Source organism: Actinocrispum sp. NPDC049592 (genome assembly GCF_040675465.1).
GTDB lineage: Bacteria > Actinomycetota > Actinomycetes > Mycobacteriales > Pseudonocardiaceae > Kibdelosporangium.
The window spans coordinates 209214-230504 of the sequence record NZ_JBFAPA010000010.1 but is presented as its reverse complement, the minus strand read 5'-3'; the positions used below and the strand labels follow the sequence as shown (position 1 = coordinate 230504).

Below are 21291 nucleotides of genomic sequence, written 5' to 3'. Positions count from 1 at the left end.
GTCGCAGTCTTGTCGTAGCGCTACGAGGTCAGGCTTTCCCTCGCGACCAGAACCCCGCCCACGAACGCCGCCGGCATCACGACGATCGCCGCCAACGGGATGGCGCACAGCAGGGACGCGGGCACGCCCAGGCCCAACGCCAGCGCGCGACGCTTGCGCAGGGTCAGCCGGCGTTGCTTCAGGTCCATGCCACGGCGATAGAACGGGACCGCGACGAGTTCCAGCGCCAGGAACCATCCGGTGACCACCGCCAGCAGCACCGGAACGGCCGTCTGCCCCACCACGGGGATGAATCCCGCGAGGAACAGCGGGATGGTGAACAGCAACGACCGCAGCACCAGCAGCAGCCCGTCCCGGATACCGAGCCACAGCAGCCGCCACCACGGCAGGTCCACCGCGTCCGGCACGCCACCCAGATCGTCCTCGACCTTCTCCGCGATGGTCTCGTAGAAGGGGCCACCGATCGCGAGCGTCAGTGCCGAGAACCCGATCACCCCCACCACCAGCGCCACCCCGATCAGCGCGATCCCCGCCGCGACCCGCATGAGGGTCCGCCACAGCTCCGCCCAGCCGTCTGCGAACGGGGTGACGACCGCGGCCAGCTCGTCGATCCACACCACCAACGCGACCATCCCGCCGACCAACAGCGCCGTCGTCAGCACCGCGGGCAACGCCCCCAGCACCAACAACTTCGGCGTGCGCAACAGAATCGCCCACCCCTGACCGAACATCCGGACACCCTTGGAAAAGTCGCGCACCGGACATTTCTATCAGCGGCCGGTCGTACCGACGGTGCCCGCCACCCGGATCGACGAACCCGCCGAAGTGCTCGAGCAGCCGGTACCGGTCGTTGTAGACGACCCGCTGGGTCTGCGAGTCACGGTGATGATCCCCATGGTGCCGAACGCCGCGCGCGAGTCTGTCCGGGCTCGCGGATCACCGGTCCCAGCTCGCCGATACCCGCCGGCCGCTTGCCGCACCGGCAGATCGGTCCCGGAGTAGTCGTTGCGCCGCCGGTGGGCTCCGTGGGGGTGGTGATGATCCGCAGGCCGGGTTGAGGCGTTTCACCTGGCGCAGCAGGGGAAGGATCTCTGCCTCGTCGTGCGCGACGGTGAACCGGCGCGGGTCGTGGCCGGTCTCACCGGCGTAGCTGGAGTGGCGGCCGACCGCGAAGTCCAACGCGCCGACCGGTTGCCGCGACACGCTGACCATCGCGCCCCGATCACCGAGGTGTTCGGGCGCTCGTGGGTTGGACAGTGGTTGCCCCCGGCACCCCCGAACATGCCAGCCGGAGGGCGAGGCTTTTGCTCAGAGTCGACGAAAGTTGGGTCAAAATCGGAGAAACCGTGGCATAATTCCGCGAAAGTTGGTCATGGGCGAGTAATAGGTAGGTCAACAACGTTCCTCCGCGGGGCAACCCCCTCCAGAGCAGCCGGACAACGGTGTCAGCAGTGTTCAGAAAGGGCGCGAGACTTCATGGACGAGCAGCACAGACAGAGCAGCAGCTTCACCCGGCGTGATGTTTTCAGGGCTTCGGCCGCGACCGCCGCGGCGTTGGGCGCGGCGGGACTCCCCGTCCTGGCCACGGCCACACCGGCGTTCGCCACCGGCGACGGCGGCCACGACCAGCACCATGACTTACGCGTGGAGCCCCTGGTCCCCGCGCGTAACCGCGGCATCATCCTGTACAGCGTCCGCGACCGGATCACCGCGGCGCCGGACTCGAGCGGTGTGCCCTACGGCTTCGAGCGGGTGCTGGCCCGGCTGGCCGAGATCGGCTACAAGGAGATCGAGTTCGCCGGTTACACGCAGAGCACCGAGATCCTGGGCCGCCAGATCACCCCCAAGGAGATCCGCAAGATCCTGGACGACAACGGGCTGGTCGCCAACGGCACGCACACCACGATCAACCCGGCGACCTTCGACCAGCAGCTGGACATCGCCCAGGAGCTGGGCATGAAGAACATCGGCACCGGCAGCGACCCGGCGAACACGCCCTACAAGGCCGACTGGGACGCCGCCGCCGACACGTGGAACGAACTGGGCCGCAAGGCCAGGGCCCGTGGTCTACGGCTCTACACGCACAACCACGACATCGCCTACAGCTTCATGTTGGACGCCGGCCCGCTGGACGCGAATGGCAAGCCGACCCGCTCGTCCGGGATCCGCCGGCTGGAGTACTTCTTCGGCAAGGCCGACCCGCGGTACGTCTTCTTCGAGATGGACATCTTCTGGGCGTACGTGGCCAGGTTCAAGCACCGCACCTACACCGACCGGTGGGGCAACCAGAAGACCGACCTGTTCGACCCGATCCTCACAGTGGCCCCGCGCACCACGCGGTTCCCGTTGTTCCACGCCAAGGACGGCGACCGAAACCCCAACGCCGGCAACGGTTACGACATGGTCCCGCTGGGCGAGGGGGACATCAACTTCCAGCAGTTCTTCCAGACCATCGGCGAGCAGGACTTCCACCACGCCAACTGGGAGCAGGACACCGCCCCGGGTGGCGCGGCGAACCCCGGGCAGTCGCTGGCCTTCGCGGCCACCAGCTACACCAACATGTCCGAGCTGACCATCTACCGCCGCTGACCGGGAGGCCCGGAGAATGACACTGTCGTCATGGCGGCGCCGGCTGTCCGGTGCCGCCGCCGTCGCACTCGCCGCGTCACTGACTTCGACCGCCGCACCGGCCGCCTCGGCTCAGCCCGGCACCGAACCGTTGGTGGCGCAGGAGAACGGCCCGGCCGCGCTGCGGTCGGATGCCCGCAGGCCCGCCGCGTTCCAGGTGCTCGTCTTCACCAAGACCGACGGAGTGCGCCGTCCGTCCATTCAGGACGGAGTGCAGACCGTTCGGGCGCTGGCCAGGGACAACGGTTTCCAGGTCACCGTGACCCAGGACGCTGCCGCGTTCACCCCGCAGAACCTGGCCCGGTTCCGCGCCGTGGTGTTCCTCAACACCACCGGCAACGTGCTCAACCCCGTTCAGGAGAACGCCTTCGAGGGATACATCCGCGCCGGCGGTGGCTATGTCGGTGTGCACGCCGCCGCCGAGACCGAGCCGGACTGGGCCTTCTACCAAGGTCTGGTCGGCACCAAGGTCGCCAGTGCGAGCGCGGTCGGCCAAGGCAACGTCCAGGTGGCCGACCGGGCACACCCGGCCACCGAGACGGTGGCGCGAACGCTGACGCTGACCGAGGAGTGGTACAACTTCGCCGCCAACGTCCGCGGCAAGCAGCATGTGCTCGCCACCGTCGACGAGCAGTCCTTCACCGGCGGCACAATGGGTTTCGACCACCCGATCGCCTGGTGCCAGGACCACGTGGGCGGCCGGTCGTTCTACACGGGCCTCGGCCACTCGATCGAGTCCTACCGCTCCAACGCCCTGCGCAAGCACCTGCTCGGTGGCATCGAGTGGGCGGCGGGCGTGGTCGAGGGCGACTGCGGTGCGACCGTGCTCGGCAACTACGAGAAGGTCACCCTCAACGACGAACCGGGCGAGCCGATGTCGCTCGCGGTCCTGCCCGACGGCCGGGTGCTGCACAACACCCGCGGCGGTGAGATCCGGCTCTACGACCCGAAAACCGGCGCCAGCCCGGTGATCACGACCATCCCGGTCTACTCGCACGACGAGGACGGCCTGCAGACGATGGCGATCGACCCCGATTTCGCCACCAACAAATGGGTGTACATCTACTACGCGCCACCACTGAACACTCCCGTCGACAACCCGGCCACGCCGGGCGTCAACGAGGGCGACGCGCCGACCACGAGCACCGATCCCACGGCCTGGGACGCGTTCAAGGGCTACAACCAGCTCTCCCGCGTCAAGCTGGTGGAGACGCCGGCACCGCACCTGGACATGGCCACCGAGCAGCAGATCCTGCGGGTGAACACCGACCGGGGCATCTGCTGCCACGTGGCCGGTGAGGTCAAGTTCGACCGGCGCGGCCTGCTGTACATGGTGACCGGCGACGACACGAACGCGGGCGGGTCGGACAACTTCACGCCCATCAACGAGTCGCCCACGCAGGGACCCGGCTACGACGCGCAGCGTTCCGCGGGCAACACCAACGACCTTCGTGGCAAGCTGCTGCGGATCAAGGTGCGGGCCAACGGGACCTACACGATCCCGGACGGGAACCTGTTCCCCGAGGCCGAGGACCGCGAGGGCAAGACCCGGCCGGAGATCTTCCTGATGGGTCTGCGCAACCCGTTCCGGTTCGATGTGGACTCCGCCGGGATGGTCTACGTCGGTGACTACTCGCCGGACTCGCGCACGTCGAACCCGGCACGCGGCCCCGAGGGCACCGGAAGGTGGTTCGCCACCAGCAAACCAGGCAACTTCGGCTGGCCGTACTGCGCCTCGCCGAGCCTGCCGTACATCGACTTCGACTTCGTCACCCGCACGTCCGGTCAGCCGTTCAACTGCGGTGCGCCGGTCAACGACTCCTTCCGCAACACGGGTCTGCGTGTGCTGCCCGCGGTGCAGCAGCCCCAGTTCTGGTACACCTACGAGGCACGCACGCCGTGCCCCGGCGCGTACCTGCAGAACCCGCCGACGCCCTGCGACTTCAAGTGGCCGGTGATCGGGACCGGTGGTGTGGGACCGCACGGCGGGCCGATCTACTCCTACGACAAGGACTCGGCTTCGCCGGTCAAGTTCCCGGAGTACTACAACAACGCCGTCGCCCTGGGCGAGTTCACCCGGGACAAGATCTTCATGATGCGCACCGACGGCAAGGGCAAGCTGGTCGGCGTCGAGCAGTTCCTGCCCGGGTTCGTGTTCGACAACCCGATGGACATGGAGTTCGGCCCGGACGGCAGCCTGTACCTGCTGGAGTACGGCGACGGGTTCTTCCGCCCGAACCCGGACGCGCAACTGTCGGTGATCCGGTACGTCAAGGGCACGCGATCGCCGGTCGCCGTGCTCAACGCGACCCCGACGTCCGGTGGGCCGGCGCCGCTCACCGTGCAGTTCTCCAGCGCGGGTTCGTACGATCCCGACCCCGGTGAGTCCATCTCGTTCGCGTGGGACTTCACCGGTGACGGCACCATCGACTCGGCCGATCCCAGCCCGTCGTTCACTTACACCGCCAATGGCGTCTACACCGCCAAACTCACGGTGACCGACTCCAGCGGGAAGACAGCCGTGCTCACCCGGACCATCACGGTCGGCAACACAGCGCCGACGGTGACGGTCACCTCGCCCCTCAGCGGCACGTTCTTCGACTGGGGCGACACCATCCCGTTCACGGTGACCGTCACCGATCCGGAGGACGGCGCGGTCGACTGCAACCGGGTGACCGTCACGTTCGTGCTCGGGCACGATCAGCACGGCCACGGACAGGGCTCGACCACGGGCTGCTCCGGAACCCTGCCCACACCCGCGGACGGTGGCGACCACGCCGGTGGCTACCTCTACGGCGGGATCAGTGCGTCCTACACCGACCTGGGCGCCAACGGGCAGCCGGCGCTGACCACGATCAGCCAGGCCGTCATCCAGACCCGGCGGCAGCAGGCCGAGAACGCTCAAGTGCGCCAGGGCGTGGAGACCACCACCAGTACCGACACCGGTGGGGGCCTGCACGTGACGTCGATAGACCCAGGTGACCACCTCGCCTTCGACCCGGTGAACCTGGGCGGGATCGGCGCGGTGACCCTCCGGTACTCCGGTGGTTCCGCCGCGACAGCAGGCACCCCCAGGGCCGGAGTCGAGCTGCGGCTGGACTCCCCGGCCGGGCCGGTCGTCGCCACCGCGACCCTGCCCGCCACCACCGGCGCGAACACCTGGGCCAGCCACCCCATCCCAGTCAGCCAACCAGCCGGAACACACAAGCTCTACGTCGTGTTCACCGCCGTGCCCAACGGCCCGGCAACCGGTCTGGTCAACCTGAACTGGATCGAGTTCCCGGCCGGCTAAGGGGAATCGCACAGCGGCCCGTCGGCTCCCCAGCCGGCGGGCCGCGCCCATGTCCATCCGCGACCGGCAAACCACTGCCGTCACTGCATTCGGCGCACCTCAAGTGTTCCAAACCGGACAAACGGTGGGTGTGAAAGCGCCGTGAAAGCCTCGTGCGGTGTCTTACTGCTCCACTTCACCTGGCAAGTGCCGTTGATCGGGGTGGAGGAGACACGATGGAGTGGCGAAGAAAGCCGCTTGCGCTGGTGACCACGCTGCTCGGTGTGGCGGCCGTGGTGACCGCCGCGCAGAGCACATACCAGGAGCCGCCGGTCGCGGCTCCGCACATCACCGAGACAGCTGACCAGAACGTGGCCATGGCCGCCGCGTACCGGCAGCACGAGCCTGTTGTCGTGACGTCACTGGGGACGCCGACCCGGAAGGTGTCCGCGCAGCCGGACGGCACCATGGTCGCCGAACTGAGCGCGCAACCCATGCAGGTCAAGCGGGGCAGCAGCTGGGTACCGGTGGACCCGGCCCTGGTCATGAATCCGGATAGGACGGTCACCCCGAAGACCGTCACGACCGGCACCACGATGTCCGGCGGCGGCTCCGGGCCGTTGCTGAAGTACGGCCCCATCACCCTCACCTGGCCAGGCGCGCTCCCGGCGCCTGCGCTGGACGGCCCCACCGCGACCTACCACGACGTCCTGCCGGGCGTCGACCTCGAACTCACCGCCGCGGCGAACAACGTGTCCCAGCACCTGGTCGTCAGGGACGCCCAGGCCGCGCGGAACCCCGCGCTGGCCCGGATCAAGCTCGGCATCAAGGCCGACGGCGTCAAGCTCGCCGTGAAGGACGGTGCCCTGCAGGCGACCGACGCCGCGGGCAACGTCGTCTACGACACCCCACCGGCGAGCATGTGGGACGCGTCGAACGAACGCACCGCCCCGGTCGGTCTCGAACTCGACGGGTCGTCGCTGACCCTGGTCCCCGACCAGAAGCTGCTGACCGATCCGAAGGCCGCGTTCCCGGTCACCATCGACCCGGACTGGCATACCTTCGACCGCAGCGACTGGGCGAAGGTGTTCAGCAACAAGCCGAACAGCACGCACTGGTACGGCGGCAACGACGTGGACACGTACGCGAAGATCGGCCGCTGCTCCGGGCTGACCGGCTGCACCGGCGACTCCGACATCGGTATCGCCCGGTCGTACTGGCAGTTCGACACGAGCTTCCTCGCCAACAAGCGCGTCATCGACATCTCGCTGAACGCGACGATCCTGTACAGCCCGCGCTGCGCTGACGCCCAGCACGAGCTGTGGATCGCCAACACGACGTTCGGCCCCGGCCTGAACTGGAACACCCAGCCCGCCGGTACCCGAGTGGGGTATGCGAACGCGCAGCCCGCGTACTCCGGCTGTGCCGGCAACAAGGGCATCGGCTGGAACCTCGGCGGCTACTACAGCCCGACAAACTGGTCGGCCTACTTCATCCGCGCGAGCGACGAGGGCAACACGGACGCCTGGCGCAAGTACGACGCTGGGGCGACCCGCATCATCGCGCACTACAACACCAAGCCCGACCCGGCCACCGAACTGACCACCGAGCCTGCGGGCACCGTCTGCAAGTGGTGTGCCGGCAAGGCGTACCTGACCGGTGACTGGGTGCGGCTCAAGGGCCGGATCACCGACCCGGACGGTTCGGACCAGCTCACCGCGAACTGGTCGATCAAGGGCGGCACCGTGCTGGAGACCCGCAATGGCCCGGTCCTCCAGCAGGGCAACACGTTCAGCACCACGTACGACCTGACCAAACACAACGGCCAGGAGGTGACCTGGTCCCTGCGCGGCGACGACGGCTGGGACACGAGCGACTCCCGCAGCGGACCCGGGTTCATCGTCGACCGGGACCCGCCCACCTCCCAGCCGGGGGTGACCCCCGGCCTCTACCAGGCCGACGAACGCTGGCACGGCGGTGTCGGCGTACCGGGCACCTTCACCTTCGACGCGGGCAGTCCCGCAGTGACCGACGTCGACCACTACGTGTACCGGTGGGACGAACAGCAAAGCGTCTCGGTGGACGCGGACGCGTTGGGCGGCAAGGCGACTGTGACCACGACGCCACCCGCCGACGGCCCGCACGCCCTGCACGTGCAGAGCGTCGACCGTGCCGGGAACCCGAGCCCGGAGACGCTGTTGCACCTGTATGTGCGACCGGGCAGTGGTGCGGTGTCGCAGTACTCGTTCGAGGGCAACGCGAAGGACACCGCGTTCCTCGGCAACCGTGACGGCGTCACCACCGGGGGCACCAGCTACACGTCCGCCGGAGCCGTGAACTCGGCGATCACGTTGGACGGCACCACCGGGTACGTGACCGCGCCCAACGCCGTGCGGACCGACGGCAGCTTCACCGTCTCCGCCTGGACCAAGATCACCAGGGCCGCGGGGGCGCAGGCGATCGTGAGCCAGGACGGCACCACGTTCGCCGGGTTCGACCTGTGGTACCGGCCGGACAACGGCGGTCGCTGGGTGTTCGCCATGGCCAACCCGGACACCGTGCAGGGCGCCGCGGACCTGGTGTGGTCGTCCGCACCCGCGCAGCTCAACACCTGGACGCAGGTGACCGGCGTGTACGACGCGCCCGCGAACCAGCTTCGCCTGTACGTCAACGGTGTGCTTTCCGGCAGCATCGCCAAGGCGAACGTGCCGCCGAAGAACTCGAGCGGTTCTGTCCGCATTGGACGGACGATGTGGGACTCGCACCCCGATGTCGACTACCTCCAGGGTTCCGTGGACGAGGTGAAGATCTACGACCGGATCCTGAACGACGCGGACATCCGGGCCGCGGTCAGCCGGGACAACGTGCAGCTCGGCTACTGGAAGTTCGACGAACCCACCGGTACCACGGCCAACAACGCCATCCCCGGCGGGAGCATGGGCGTGCTGCAGGGTGGCGCGCACTTCGTGCAGAACGCCGGTGCCGTCGACGGCGCGTTGCAGCTGGACAACGACAACGACATCATGCAGACCGACGGTCCCGTGCTGCGCACCGACCAGAGCTACTCGGTCGCCCTGTGGGCCAAGCTGGACAGCAAGTGGGCGGCCGACTCGCTGTCCACCGCGGTGGCCCAGTTCGGCAACCTCAACAGCGGGATGCTGATGGGTTACCGGGCCAGCAGCACCAAGGGCGACAAGTGGGAGTTCTACACGTTCGGCTCGGACGAGGCGACGCACCCCGGGGATGCTGCCGTGCAGAGCAGCGTGCCCGCGAAGCTGGGGGAGTGGACGCACCTGGCCGCCGTGTATGACGCGTCCGCCAAGGAGATGCGGATCTACGTCAACGGGGTGCTCGCCGGGACCGCGGCCAAGACCGCCGCGTTCAACGCGACCGGGCCGATGGTGCTGGGCCGCAACAAGGACAACGGTCTGACGGGCAACCAGTGGCACGGCTCGATCGACGAGTTGCGCGCCTACAGCAGGGTGCTGTCCGACGCGGAGATCCGCGGCATCGTCGGCGGTGACGCGGTCGCCAGGGGCCAGTGGAAGCTGGACGGCAACACCAACGACTCGTCCTCGAACCACCTGAACGCCACCATGATCAACGGCGGTGTGTACACGGCCGGCCAGTCGAGCATGCCCGACTCGTCCGACCTGGCCGCCCGCCTGGACGGCCCCGGTCAGCAGTGGATCGACGCGCCGCACACGGTGGACACCGACCGGAGCTTCTCGGTGGCCGCCTGGGCGCGGGTGGACAAGCTCGGTGGCCTTCCGGCGGTGGTGTCCGAGGACGGCAGCAGGATCAGCGCGTTCAAGGTCCGCGCGGCCGACGACGGGCACTGGTCGTTCATCATGTTCAACACCGACGACACGAACGCCAGCCGGGACGAGGTCCTCGGTGGCACTGTCCAATTAGGACAGTGGACGCACCTGGTCGCGGTCTACGACGCGCCGGCGAAGCAGCTCCAGCTCTACGTCAACGGCGTGCTCGCCGGGTCGACCGCGCACACCCAGAGCTGGAACGCCACGGGTGGGCTGCAGATCGGCCGGGCCAAGTGGAACGGCGGCCCGGTGGAGTACTTCACCGGGGCCATCGACGACGTGGCCGGGTACTCGCGGGCGCTGTTCGCCTCGGAGATCCAGGCGATGGCCGGCCGGGACCTGTCGCTGGTGCACGACTACCAGTTCGACGAGTCGTCCGGGCGCAACGCGGCCGACTCGGTGGGCTCCCGCGGCGGCACGATCAACGGCAACGCCGCCTACATCCCAGGCCGGGTCGGCAACGCGCTGACGTTCCACGGCGGCACCGACTCGGTGACCACGAGCGGCCTGGACGTGCGGACCGATCAGGCGTTCACGGTGTCGGCGTGGGTGCGGCTGCCGGACAAGTCATGTGACTTCCAGGCCAACCCGGACGGCTGCAAGATGGACGCGGTCACCGTCGACGGCACGAACGCGAGCAAGTTCAGGCTGGGCCACGTGCGGGAACCCAACCACCCGTTCGGGGTGTGGACCTTCGCGATGCCCGAGTCGGACACGGCCCAGGCCCCGGTCACCCAGGCGGCGGTGTCGGTGCTGCAGTCCGACCTGAACACGTGGACACACCTGGTGGGTGTGTACGACCCGGCGACCAAGAAGATCTGGCTGTACGTCAACGGGACCCGTGTTGGCGACGGCACGCTCAACTCGGCGTGGGCGCCGCCGGCCGGTGCCGGTCTGGTGGTCGGCCGCGGCAAGGTGGCCGGCAAGCCGGCCGAGCAGTGGGTCGGCGACGTCGACGACGTCCGGATGTACACCGGTCAGCTGGACAAGACCCGGGTGAGTGCCCTGTACCGCTCGTACGCGGCGGCGACCGGCGCGGCGACCCTGCCGGCGACCGACGCGGCGTCGTGGTCGTTCGACGAGGGCACCGGAACGATCGCGAAGGACACCAGCGGCCGGGGCATGACCGCGACGCTGAAGGGCGGTGCGTCCTGGGTCGGTGGCCGCAAGGGCGTGTCGGCCCTCAAGCTGGACAACACCGCTGCCGGCTACGCCGAGACGGACGGCCCGGTCGTGGACACCGCGCAGAGCTTCTCCGTGGCCACCTGGGTGTTCCTGCAGAACGCGGGTGCCGACAGCCAGGCGGTCATCGGGCAGGACGGCGCCCGGCTGGACACGTTCTCCATGGGTTACAACGGTCCCGCGCACAGGTGGACGGTGGTCGTGCCGGCCAAGGACGTGGACAACCCCGGCCAGGCCGTGACGATCCTGAACTCGACCGAGCCGCCGAACGCGGGCGAGTGGACGCACCTCGCGATGTCGTACGACGCGAACCTGCACCAGTTGCGGCTGTACGTGAACGGCATGCTGTCGGCCGCCCAGGTGGGTGTGACGATCCTGCCGGCCCCCGGGCCGATGGCGATCGGCCGGACCAAGTGGAACGGCAACAACGCGTCGTTCTTCAACTTCGCGATCGACGACGTCCGCGTCTTCGGCAAGGCCCTGGCGGACGGTGAGGTCCGCAAGATCCACGACGACGTCGCCGACGGGGACTGGGGCTACTACCGCTTCGACGACGGCACGGCCAAGGACGCGACGTGGCGCAAGAACGACGGTGTTGCCACCAACGGAGTCACCTACGGGCCCGGCGTGACCGGGAAGGCCGCGGTGTTCGACGGCACCGGCACACTGACCAACCCGGCTTACGTGCCGATGCACGACAGCTTCAGCGTGTCCGCCTGGGCCCGGCTCAACAGCACCGACCAGGTGGCCACGGTCATCGGCCAGGACGGTGACCGCAACTCCGGGTACGTCCTGCAGTACCGGCCCGACCTCAACAGGTGGGTGTTCGGGGCGTACACGGCGGACGCCGACGGTGCCCCGATGGTGTACGCGGCCGACCTGGTCGCACCGAAGGTCAACGAGTGGACCCACCTCGCCGGGGTGTACGACTACCCGGCGCGGCAGCTGCGGCTGTATGTGAACGGCCAGCTGGTCAGCTTCCGCAACAGTGCTGTGCTGTGGCCGGCGACCGGCAAGCAGGTGATCGGCCGCGGCAAGGTCAACGGCGTGGCGGCCGGGTACTTCCGGGGTGCCCTCGACGAGGTGCACGCCGCGGAGGGGGTGACGAGCGACAGTGAGATCGCCGAGCGGGCCGGGTGGCCGGCGCCGGTGGCCGGCCAGCTCGGGCGGTTCGTCAACGGCGCCGGTGACCACTACACCGGTCCGACCGACCAGGTCCGCCCCGGGTACCACTTCGAGGGCACCCTGGGCCGGCCGGCCGCGGCCGGGGCGAACACGCGCGCGCTGTACGCCTGCTCGGCCGGGAAGGACGCGTTCACCTCGGTGGACTCCGCGTGCGAGGGACAGACCAAGGTCGGCGACATCGGCCTGGTCTACACCGTGCAGCCGACCAACATCCCCACCATCCCCATCTACCGGTGCAACGCCGGGGCGGACCGGTTCGAGTCGCGGTCGAGCACGTGCGAGGGTGCCACGTCGGAGGGCCTGCTGGGCTACTCGGTCGGCTACGGCACGCTGACCCGCTACATCCTGCCCGGCTACGACGACGTGGCCACTGTGGACGGTTCGATGGTGGGCGCCGAGTTCGGCGTGGCGGTCGGCGTGACGGCGCTGGTCCAACAGCCCGACTCCACCCCGCTGATGCTGTGCCGCAACGGGAACGACTCGTTCGCGTCCACCGACGCCGCGTGCGAGGGCAAGACCGTCGTGGGTTCGCAGGGTTACGTGTGGACGGTCGCCCCGGCCGGTCCGAGCCAGCCGATCTACCGGTGCAAGGGCACGGACAGCTTCATCTCGGCGGACCCCGGCTGCGCCGGCTACCCGATGGAGAAGCAGCTGGGTTATGTCCTCGTCAACGCCCCGGCCGATGCGGCGGTGTTCGGATCATGACGGGAGGATCAATGCGTACAGGCACTAGACGTCTGGCCCTCACGCTCACGGCCGTCCTGGTCACCTCGATGGTGACCACCACGGTTTCCCCGGCCGCCTGGGCCGGGGAGCCCTCGGTCCCGCTGCCCGGCACGCCGTCGACGTCGGTGAGCGAGCAGAAGGTGGACATTCCCCGGGGCGATGACGAGGCGGCCAACAACGAACTGCACGGCAACCAGGGGCCGAGCGGCGGCGCGGACGGCGGTGGCACGAGCAAGGCCTCGCCGCTGTCCCCGTCGGCGAAGTGGGACGTGTCCGGCCAGACCGGCGACTTCACCTGGTCGTACCCGATGCGGGTGCCGCCGGTGCCGGGCGGGCTCGCGCCACAGCTCGCGCTGTCCTACGCGTCGTCCGCTGTGGACGGACGGACGAGCGCGACGAACAACCAGGCGTCGTGGATCGGTGACGGCTGGGACATGACGGTGGGGTTCGTCGAGCGCTCGTACATCCCGTGCGCCAACGACACCATGGACGGCACCACCCCACCGGCGGGCGTCGGCGACCTGTGCTGGCGCAGCGACAACGCGACGACGTCGTACGGCGGATCGGGCGGTGACCTGATCCTCGACAAGGACAAGGGCTGGCACCTGCGCTCCGACGACGGCGCGCGCGTGCAGCGGATCGGGAACCCCGGTGACGCCAACGAGTCGTGGAAGATCACCACACTCGACGGGACCCAGTACTTCTTCGGGTCCCGCGGCGACGCCAACTCCACGTGGAAGGTCCCGGTCTTCGGCGACGACGCCAACGAGCCGTGCCACCAGGGCACGTTCGAGACGTCACAGTGCGCGATGCCGTGGCGGTGGAACCTGGACAAGGTCGTCGACCGCAACGGCAACGAGATCCTCTACGACTACACCGCCGAGACGAACTCGTACGGCATGGACAACAAGGACGCGGCGGTCCCGTACACGCGGGGCGGCACGCTGAAGTCCGCGCAGTACGGGTTGAACGTGACCAGGCCCGAGCCGGCGGCGGCCAAGGTCGACTTCGTCACCGCCGACCGGTGCGTGCCGGGCAGCGACTGCACGCCGGACAAGAAGGACAACTGGCCCGACGTGCCGTGGGACGACAAGTGCGACACGGCGACGTGCAAGGACCAGCACGGCCCGTCGTACTGGTCCACCAAACGCCTGAGCAAGGTGGTCACCAGCGTCCTCGACGGCTCCGGTTACCGGCCGGTCGAACAGTGGGAGCTGGACCAGCAGTTCCCGAAGAACGGCGACGGTGAGAAGCCGGCGCTGTGGCTCAAGGGCATCAAGCACACCGGCCTGGCCGGCGGGTCGGCCGAGCTGCCGTCGGTGCGGTTCTCCGGCATCAAGCTGCCCAACCGGGTGGCGAAACTGGACGGCATCGGCCCGCTGCTGCGCTACCGGATCAGCCAGATCGAGTCGGAGGCGGGCGGGCTGGTCACCGTCAAGTACGCCGACCCGGACTGCGTGACCGGCCAGGCCATGCCGGCGCCGGAGAACAACAAACTGCGCTGCTACCCGGTGAAGTGGGCGAAGAAGGACTTCGCCGAGCAGACCGACTACTTCCAGAAGTACGTGGTGGCGAAGGTGACCGAGTCCGACCGGATCTCCGCCGACCAGGAGCAGGTGACCACCTACAACTACCTCGACGGGGCCGCGTGGGCGTGGGACGACTCCGAGTTCACCAAGGATGACCACCGCAACTACAACGTGTTCCACGGCTTCCGGAAGGTGGAGATCCGCAAGGGTGTGACCACCGACCCGTCCGGTCCGGTGACGAAGACGGAGGAACGCTACTACCAGGGCATGAACGGCGACCACATGCCGTCCGGCACCCGGTCGGCCTCGGTCACCGACTCGGAGAACGGGACACGGACCGACGACCGCTGGCTGCAGGGCCAGAAGTTCGAGTCGATCGTCTACGACGGCGACTCGGCGAAGGTGATGGCCAAGACGATCAGCACCCCATCGGTCCAGGGCCCGACCGCGACCCGGGGTTCGTTCCAGGCGTACATGGTCAGGCCCGGTCCGGAGACCAGGTACACGGCACTGGCCGCCGGTGGCTGGCGCACGACCAGGACCGAGCCCACGTACAACACCCACGGCCTGGTGACCAAGACCAACGACCTGGGCGACACCACCATCGCGACCGACGACAAGTGCACGTCGACCGACTACAACGAGAACACCGGGGCGTGGCTGCTGAGCCTGCCGTCGCTGGTGAAGACGGTGGCTAAGGCGTGCACGGCGATCCCGAAGTTCCCGGACGACGCGGTGTCGGCGGCCCGGACCTTCTACGACGGCGCCACCGACTCGGCCACTCCGCCGGTGCACGGGAACGCGACCCGGCTGGAGGACCTCGACCAGTGGCCCGACAAGGACCACCCGGTGACCACGCTGAAATCCACCACCGGCTACGACGTCTACGGCCGCGTCAAGTCCACGAAGGACGCGAACGGCAACGAGACGAAGACGGCGTACAGCCCGGAGTTCGGCGGCCCGGCGACGCAGAATGTCGTGACCAACGCGGCCGGCCAGGCGACCACCTCCGTCCTGGAAACCGCCTACGGCCAGCCGGTCAAGGTGACGGACGCGAACAACAACGTCACCGAGACCACCTACGACCCGCTGGGCCGCAAGACCGAGATCTGGCTGCCCAACCGGTCCCGCGCCCAGTACCCGCACGGCAACGTCTACTTCTCCTACACCTACCGCCAGGACCAGCCGACCGTGGTCACCACGACCTCGGTCGGCCCGAACGGCAACTACACGACCAGCAACGACATCTACGACGGCCTGTTGCGGATCCGCCAGCGGCAGACCCCCGCGTTCAACGGCGGCCGGCTGATCATGGACAGCCGGTACGACTCGCAGGGCCGGGAGTTCCGCGCCACGATGGCGTACTTCAACGACGCTCCGGTGGACGACAAGATCTGGATCGCCAGTGACGGCGACATCCCCGGTCAGTCCGCGATGACCTACGACGGCCTCGGCCGGATGAGAACCCAGACGTTCAAGTCCGGCGTCGTGGACAAGTGGACGTACACAAAGGACTACGACGGGGACCGGGTGACCCTCACCCCGCCGTCCGGCGGCACGGTCACCACGACGGTCTACGACGCCCGGGGCCGGACGGCCGAGCTCCGCCAGTACCACGGCCGGACCGCCCAAGGCGACTACGACAGCACGACGTACGCCTACGCCCCCACGGACAACCTGGCGAAGCTGGTCGACCCGGCCGGACAGGTGTGGAAGTACACCTACGACCTGCACGGCCGCAAGATCGTTGACGACGACCCGGACAAGGGCGTCACGACCATGACGTACGACCCGGCGGGCAACTTGGCGACCAAGAAGGACGCCAAGGGCACCACGCTCACGTACGGCTACGACGCGCTCAACCGTCGCAAGGACGAACGCGCCGGAACGACGGTCCTGGCGGACTGGACCTACGACTCGGCGTTCGGCGGCAAGGGCAAGCCGGCCACGTCCACCCGGTACGCCGGGGGCCTGGCCTACAAGTCCACCATCGAGGGCTACGACCCGCTCGGCAAGGTGCTGGGCACGACGGTCACGGTCCCGGACAGCTCGCTCAACCACGGCATCGACGGCTCGTACTCCTCCTTCAGCGACTACAAGGACGACGGGAGCCTGGCGCACAGCTCGTTCGCCGAGCTGCCGTCGCTGCTGCCGGCGGAGCCGATCACGTACACGTACGACAGTCTCGGCGGGCTGGAGACGGCGAACGGTGGCTACGACGGCGACACGTTCGACTACGTCACCAAGACCGAGTACACCCGGTACGGCGAGGTCGCCCGGGTGCAGCTGGGTGACCCGGGCAAGCGGGTCTGGCTGTCGCGGTACTACGAGCCGGACACCCGCAGGCTCAGCAGGTCCATTGTGGACGCCGAGGTGGCGAGTCCGATGCAGTCGGACACGAACTACACCTATGACGCGACCGGCAATGTGACGTCCATTGTGGACAAGGCGAGCGGTCAGGCGGAGACGCAGTGCTTCCGCTACGACTACCTGACGCGGCTCACCGAAGCCTGGACCCCGCAGTCGGGCTGCACGGCCGACCCGACGGTGGCCGCGCTGGGCGGTGTCGCGCCGTACTGGCAGTCGTTCACGTACGACGTGTCCGGCAACCGGCTGTCCCAGACAACGCACGCCCAGGCCGGAGACACCGTGCAGACCTCGACCTACCCGGCGGCCGGCCAGCCGCACGCCCACGCGGTCAACGCGGTCGCCACCAAGGGACCGGGCGTGAACACGACCGGACAGGTCACGTACGACGCCAACGGCAACGTCATCACGAAACCCGGGCAGATCCTGGACTGGGATGCCGAAGGCCACGTAGCCAAGGTCACCCAGGGCAGCAACGTCACGGAGTTCGTCTACGACGCCGACGGCAACCGGCTGATCCGCCGCGACCCGACCGGGACGACGCTGTACCTGGACGGCCAGGAGCTGCGGGTCACCAAGGCGACCGGCGCGCGCTCGGCGACGCGGTACTACAAGTACGGCAACGACGTGGTCGCGATGCGTGACGCCAAGGGCCTGACCTGGCTGGCCGGTGACCACCAGGGCTCCCCGCAGATCGCGGTGAACAGCACCAACGTCGTCCAGGTGGCCCACCACCGGCAGACGCCGTTCGGCGCGACCCGGGGCGACGCCACGCCGATCGCCGGCGACAAGGGGTTCGTCGGTGGCGTCAACGATCCGTCCACCGGGCTGGTCCACCTGGGTGCCCGGGAGTACGACCCGGGGCTCGGCCGGTTCCTGTCGGTCGACCCGCTGCTGGGCAAGGACGATCCGGGGACCATGAACGGGTACACGTACTCGAACAACAACCCGGTGTCCATGATGGACCCGAGCGGCAGGAGTTTCCTGAGCTTTCTCGGTACTGTCGTCAGCGGTCTGGCCGCCGTGGCGAGCTTCGCGGCGATGGCCTGTGCGTTCCTGTGCACCGGGCCCGTTGGCTGGCTGGCCGGCACCGCGTTCCTGTTGACCGCCGCCGACTTCGCGATCTCCGCCGCGGAGGGCAACAAGGCGAACATGGTGATCGACGGAATCGGCCTGATCACCGGCGGCCTTGGCAAGGTGGCCGGTGCCTCCGCGCGAATGGCGGGCGGCGCCGAGCAGATCGGCCGGGCGGCGAACGTGATGGAAGGCGTGGACAAAGGCTCGGACGTCCTCGGTGTCGGGGTCGGAATGGGCGGCGTGGCTGGGAACAGCATCCACCTGAACCACGAGCTGGACGAGGAGAACCAGCGGGAGCACGAGAACCTCGAGAAGGAGCGGGAGCGGCAGCTGGAAGCGGCACCGCCGACCGACATGGGCTGCTACGCCGTCGGCAACCGGTCGCAGATCATCAGCTGCGACTCGCCGGACGCGGTCCGTCCGCTCGGTGCCTCCTACTGCAAGTCGGGCCTCGCGGTCCCGGAGGACTGCGTGTACACCCAGAAGGAGAAGATCGACCAGAAGAAGATGCCCGGCTCGATGAACGTCGGCAACCAGCGGACCAAGAGGGACAAGAGCACCGGCCGACCAGCCCCGAAGGACGACTACAGCTACGGGAGTGAGAACTCCAAGAAGTCCGGTTTCTACGAGTCCCCCGACGGCTGGATCCACCGCAACAGCGGAGGTGGGGTGCCCATGATCTAGCCATTCCCGACCGCCGGCCCGGCAGCCCCAGCCTCGCTGCCGGGCCGGTTCCCCCGCAGACATCCATCCGGCACTGTGGCCGGATCGGGCCGGGTCGCAATGCCGTTGTCACACAATGCTGAGATGATGGGGTATGGACTTCCGGCGGGTGCAGGTCGGGTGCGAGTTCGTCTATTCCGCCGAGATTCCCACGCCGACGGTGTTCCAGGTGAAGCCTCTCGGTGAGCGGCCGGTCACGGTGACCCGCCAGCATTTCGCGGTCGACCCGGAGGTGGACAGCCACGGCTACACCGACCTCTACGGCAATCCCTGCTTACGGCTGATCCTGCCGGCCGGGCGGTCCAGCTTCCGCTACGACGCGCTCGTGGACGTGCCGGACGCGGCTGAGGACGCCGACGAGGACGCGCCGGAGCTGGCGCCGGCAGACCTGCCGGACGAGGTGTTGCTGTACACGCTGCCCAGCCGGTACTGCCTGCCGGACATGCTCGGCGACGAGGCCTGGTCGCGCTTCGGCGGCATGGCGACCGGCTACCGCCGCGTGCAAGCGATCTGCGACCACGTCAACCAGCATCTGCAGTTCCGCTACGGCAGCAGCACGGCAACCTCCACGGCCGTCGACGTGAACACCTCGGGTTTCGGGGTCTGCCGCGACTTCACCCACCTCGCGATCTCCTTCTGCCGGTCGCTGAACATCCCCGCCCGCTACGTTTTCGGCTACCTGCCGGACATGGACGTCGAGCCCGATCCCGCGCCGATGGACTTCGCCGCGTGGATGGAAGTCTGGCTCGGCGGCCGGTGGTGGACGTTCGACCCGCGCAACAACCGCCGCCGCAAAGGCCGGATCGTCATCGGCCGCGGCCGGGACGCCTCCGACGTGGCCATGGCGACGACCTTCGGCGCACCCGTGCTGGAGTCGATGCGGGTCCAGGCCGAGGAGGTGGTCGCGTGACGATCGACGACCGTCCGGTGCTCGATCACACGGCGCTGGACCTCGAAGCCGCCGGCCGCGTCACGTACCGCATCGAGCAGGGCTTCCGCTACGAGTACGACACACCGGTCACCGCGGTACGGCAACGTCTTGTCGTTGTGCCGCCGGTCCGGCACGGCGATGTGCACCGCCGCGCGCACCGGGTCGAGGTGACGGGTGCGGCTTACCAGCGCCGGGTGAGGCGGGACGCCGCGGGCAACACCGTCGTACGGGTCCACGCGGCACAGGTCGAGCACACTGTCGAGTTTCGGCTGACCGCCGTTGTCGAACGGGTCCGCGGCGACGGCCCGCCGGTGTTGCCGACCGCCGCGCTGACCGACCCACGGCTGTTGCGCCCCACCCGACTCACCACCCCGGACGACGGGATCCGTGCACTGGCAGCGGATCTCACCGGCAACGCGCGAGGGCTCGACCTGGCCGGACGGATCTGCGCCGAGGTCCGGACCGCGGTCACCTACGAGTACGGAGTGACCACTGTGGACACTACTGCGGCCGAGGCGCTGGCCGGCGGTCGCGGGGTCTGCCAGGACCAGGCGCACCTGATGTTGGCGCTGTGTCACGTCGTGGGGCTGCCCGCCCGGTACGTCTCCGGTCATCTGCTCGGGCAGGGCGGTACCCACGCCTGGGTCGAGGTCGTCGTCCGGCGCGGTGCCGAGGTGGTCGCCGTCGCCTTCGATCCCTGTCACGGTCGTCGTGCGGACGCCCGGTACGTCACCGTCGCGACCGGACGCGATTACGCCGACGTGGCACCGACTTCCGGGTCCTACGTCGGCGCGCCGGGCGGGCGGCTGACCGCGAGCCGCCAGGTGGGTGTGATCGCCGTCGCCGCGTGACCTACCTGGACCTCAGCCGGTGACGGAGGGCCTCCAGATCGGCCTGTGCGGGCTGGGTGGTGGCGAGGAAGTCCAGCAGGGTGTGGGCGAACCGGTACGGGTGGTCGGCGTGCGGGAAGTGACCGGTGCGCTCGAAAAGCTCGAGCCTGCTGCCGGGAAGTTGTTCGTGGGTCTGGATTGTGTGTTCGACCGGGATGCACGCGTCGTCGCGGCCGCCGATCAGCAGGACCGGGATCTCCTCGGCGAGATAGAGCTTTCCGGTGGCGTCGAGGCGCTGCCCGGAGATGTCGAGGACGCCGCGGGTCGCGTAGACGAAGGCGTCGCGCGCTTCCTGGTCGGACATCGACGTGATCGCCCGGGCGAACTCGTCGACGTCGGTCGCGGTCAGCAGCGCGCGGCGCAGCACTTGGTGGACGAAGCGGCCCACGGGGCGGGGTGTCAGGTTCGCCAGCAGTTTCAGCACCAGGGTGCTGCCGGGCAGTGTCGCGGCGCGGAGCGCGAGGGTGACCTCGCTGCCCAGGCCGCCGCTGGCGACGAGCACGAGCCGTTCGGTGAGTTCGGGGAACTGGTAGGCGAACTGCAGGGCCACCCCGCCGCCGAACGAGTGCCCGACGATGGTCGCCCGGTCGTGGCCCAGGGCCAGCAGCAGGTCGCGCAGGCTCGCCGCATAGGCGCCGATCGAGTAGTCGCCGCTGCGTGGCTTGGCCGAATGCCCGTGCCCGAGCAGATCGGGGGCGATGACGTGCGCGTGCTCGCCGATCAGGGGCAGGACCGGCAGCCAGGTGCCGGAGCTGCCCGCCAGGCCGTGCAACAGCACCACCACCGGGCCCTTGCCGGCACCGTGCTCCCGGTAGGTGAATCGCTGGCCGTGCAGGTGGATCTCCTGCTCGGCAGCTGGTTCGCTCGCGGATGTGACGGGCATCGGGGCCACCTTCGGGTCGAGGCTACCCGCTAGGTTACCCACCAGTAGCCCTTGTCATGCCTTCCTTCTGCCTGCGGC

The 21291-nt window shown here is 68.8% G+C and carries 9 protein-coding genes; 6 read left to right on the top strand and 3 right to left on the bottom strand.

Annotated features, from left to right (window positions below; translation table 11 throughout):
* Nucleotides 1-20: 20 nt before the first annotated feature.
* Nucleotides 21-758, bottom strand: coding sequence for an EI24 domain-containing protein (locus tag AB0J95_RS25755; RefSeq protein WP_364762678.1), 738 nt, complete (start codon nt 756-758; stop codon nt 21-23).
* 178 nt (nt 759-936) lie between these two features.
* Nucleotides 937-1203: a hypothetical protein gene (locus AB0J95_RS25750; protein WP_364762675.1), complete on the bottom strand. Its 267-nt coding sequence runs from the start codon at nt 1201-1203 to the stop codon at nt 937-939.
* 273 nt (nt 1204-1476) lie between these two features.
* Here AB0J95_RS25750 and AB0J95_RS25745 point away from each other — a divergent pair, with 273 nt between their 5' ends.
* The 6 genes from AB0J95_RS25745 (at nt 1477) to AB0J95_RS25720 (ending at nt 20291) form a co-directional block, all read left to right on the top strand.
* Entirely contained in the window at nt 1477-2589 is a 1113-nt protein-coding gene (locus AB0J95_RS25745) for a TIM barrel protein (RefSeq protein WP_364762672.1), read from the top strand.
* A 16-nt stretch (nt 2590-2605) separates the two neighbouring features.
* Entirely contained in the window at nt 2606-5920 is a 3315-nt protein-coding gene (locus AB0J95_RS25740; protein ID WP_364762669.1) for a ThuA domain-containing protein, read from the top strand.
* Between the two features lie 215 nt (nt 5921-6135).
* Nucleotides 6136-12792 (top strand): LamG domain-containing protein, encoded by a 6657-nt coding sequence (locus AB0J95_RS25735; protein ID WP_364762666.1) that lies wholly within the window; start codon nt 6136-6138, stop codon nt 12790-12792.
* A gap of 11 nt (nt 12793-12803) precedes the next feature.
* Nucleotides 12804-18470: an RHS repeat-associated core domain-containing protein gene (locus AB0J95_RS25730; protein ID WP_364762663.1), complete on the top strand. Its 5667-nt coding sequence runs from the start codon at nt 12804-12806 to the stop codon at nt 18468-18470.
* 133 nt (nt 18471-18603) lie between these two features.
* Nucleotides 18604-19419 (top strand): transglutaminase family protein, encoded by an 816-nt coding sequence (locus AB0J95_RS25725; protein WP_364762661.1) that lies wholly within the window; start codon nt 18604-18606, stop codon nt 19417-19419.
* Entirely contained in the window at nt 19416-20291 is an 876-nt protein-coding gene (locus AB0J95_RS25720; RefSeq protein WP_364762658.1) for a transglutaminase family protein, read from the top strand. The genes AB0J95_RS25725 and AB0J95_RS25720 overlap by 4 nt, the downstream gene beginning before the upstream one ends.
* Nucleotide 20292: 1 nt before the next feature.
* Here the strand turns inward: AB0J95_RS25720 and AB0J95_RS25715 are convergent, their stop codons facing one another.
* Complete coding sequence (locus AB0J95_RS25715; protein WP_364762655.1) at nt 20293-21213, bottom strand: alpha/beta fold hydrolase; 921 nt, start codon at nt 21211-21213, stop codon at nt 20293-20295.
* Between the last annotated feature and the right edge of the window lie 78 nt (nt 21214-21291).

Excerpts from the sequence above, each read along its gene's own strand:
- AB0J95_RS25745 (WP_364762672.1), top strand. The coding sequence starts at position 1,477 with ATGGACGAGCAGCACAGACAGAGCAGCAGCTTCACCCGGCGTGATGTT.
- AB0J95_RS25740 (WP_364762669.1), top strand. The coding sequence starts at position 2,606 with ATGACACTGTCGTCATGGCGGCGCCGGCTGTCCGGTGCCGCCGCCGTC.
- AB0J95_RS25735 (WP_364762666.1), top strand. The coding sequence starts at position 6,136 with ATGGAGTGGCGAAGAAAGCCGCTTGCGCTGGTGACCACGCTGCTCGGT.
- AB0J95_RS25730 (WP_364762663.1), top strand. The coding sequence starts at position 12,804 with ATGCGTACAGGCACTAGACGTCTGGCCCTCACGCTCACGGCCGTCCTG.
- AB0J95_RS25725 (WP_364762661.1), top strand. The coding sequence starts at position 18,604 with ATGGACTTCCGGCGGGTGCAGGTCGGGTGCGAGTTCGTCTATTCCGCC.
- AB0J95_RS25715 (WP_364762655.1), bottom strand. The coding sequence starts at position 21,213 with ATGCCCGTCACATCCGCGAGCGAACCAGCTGCCGAGCAGGAGATCCAC.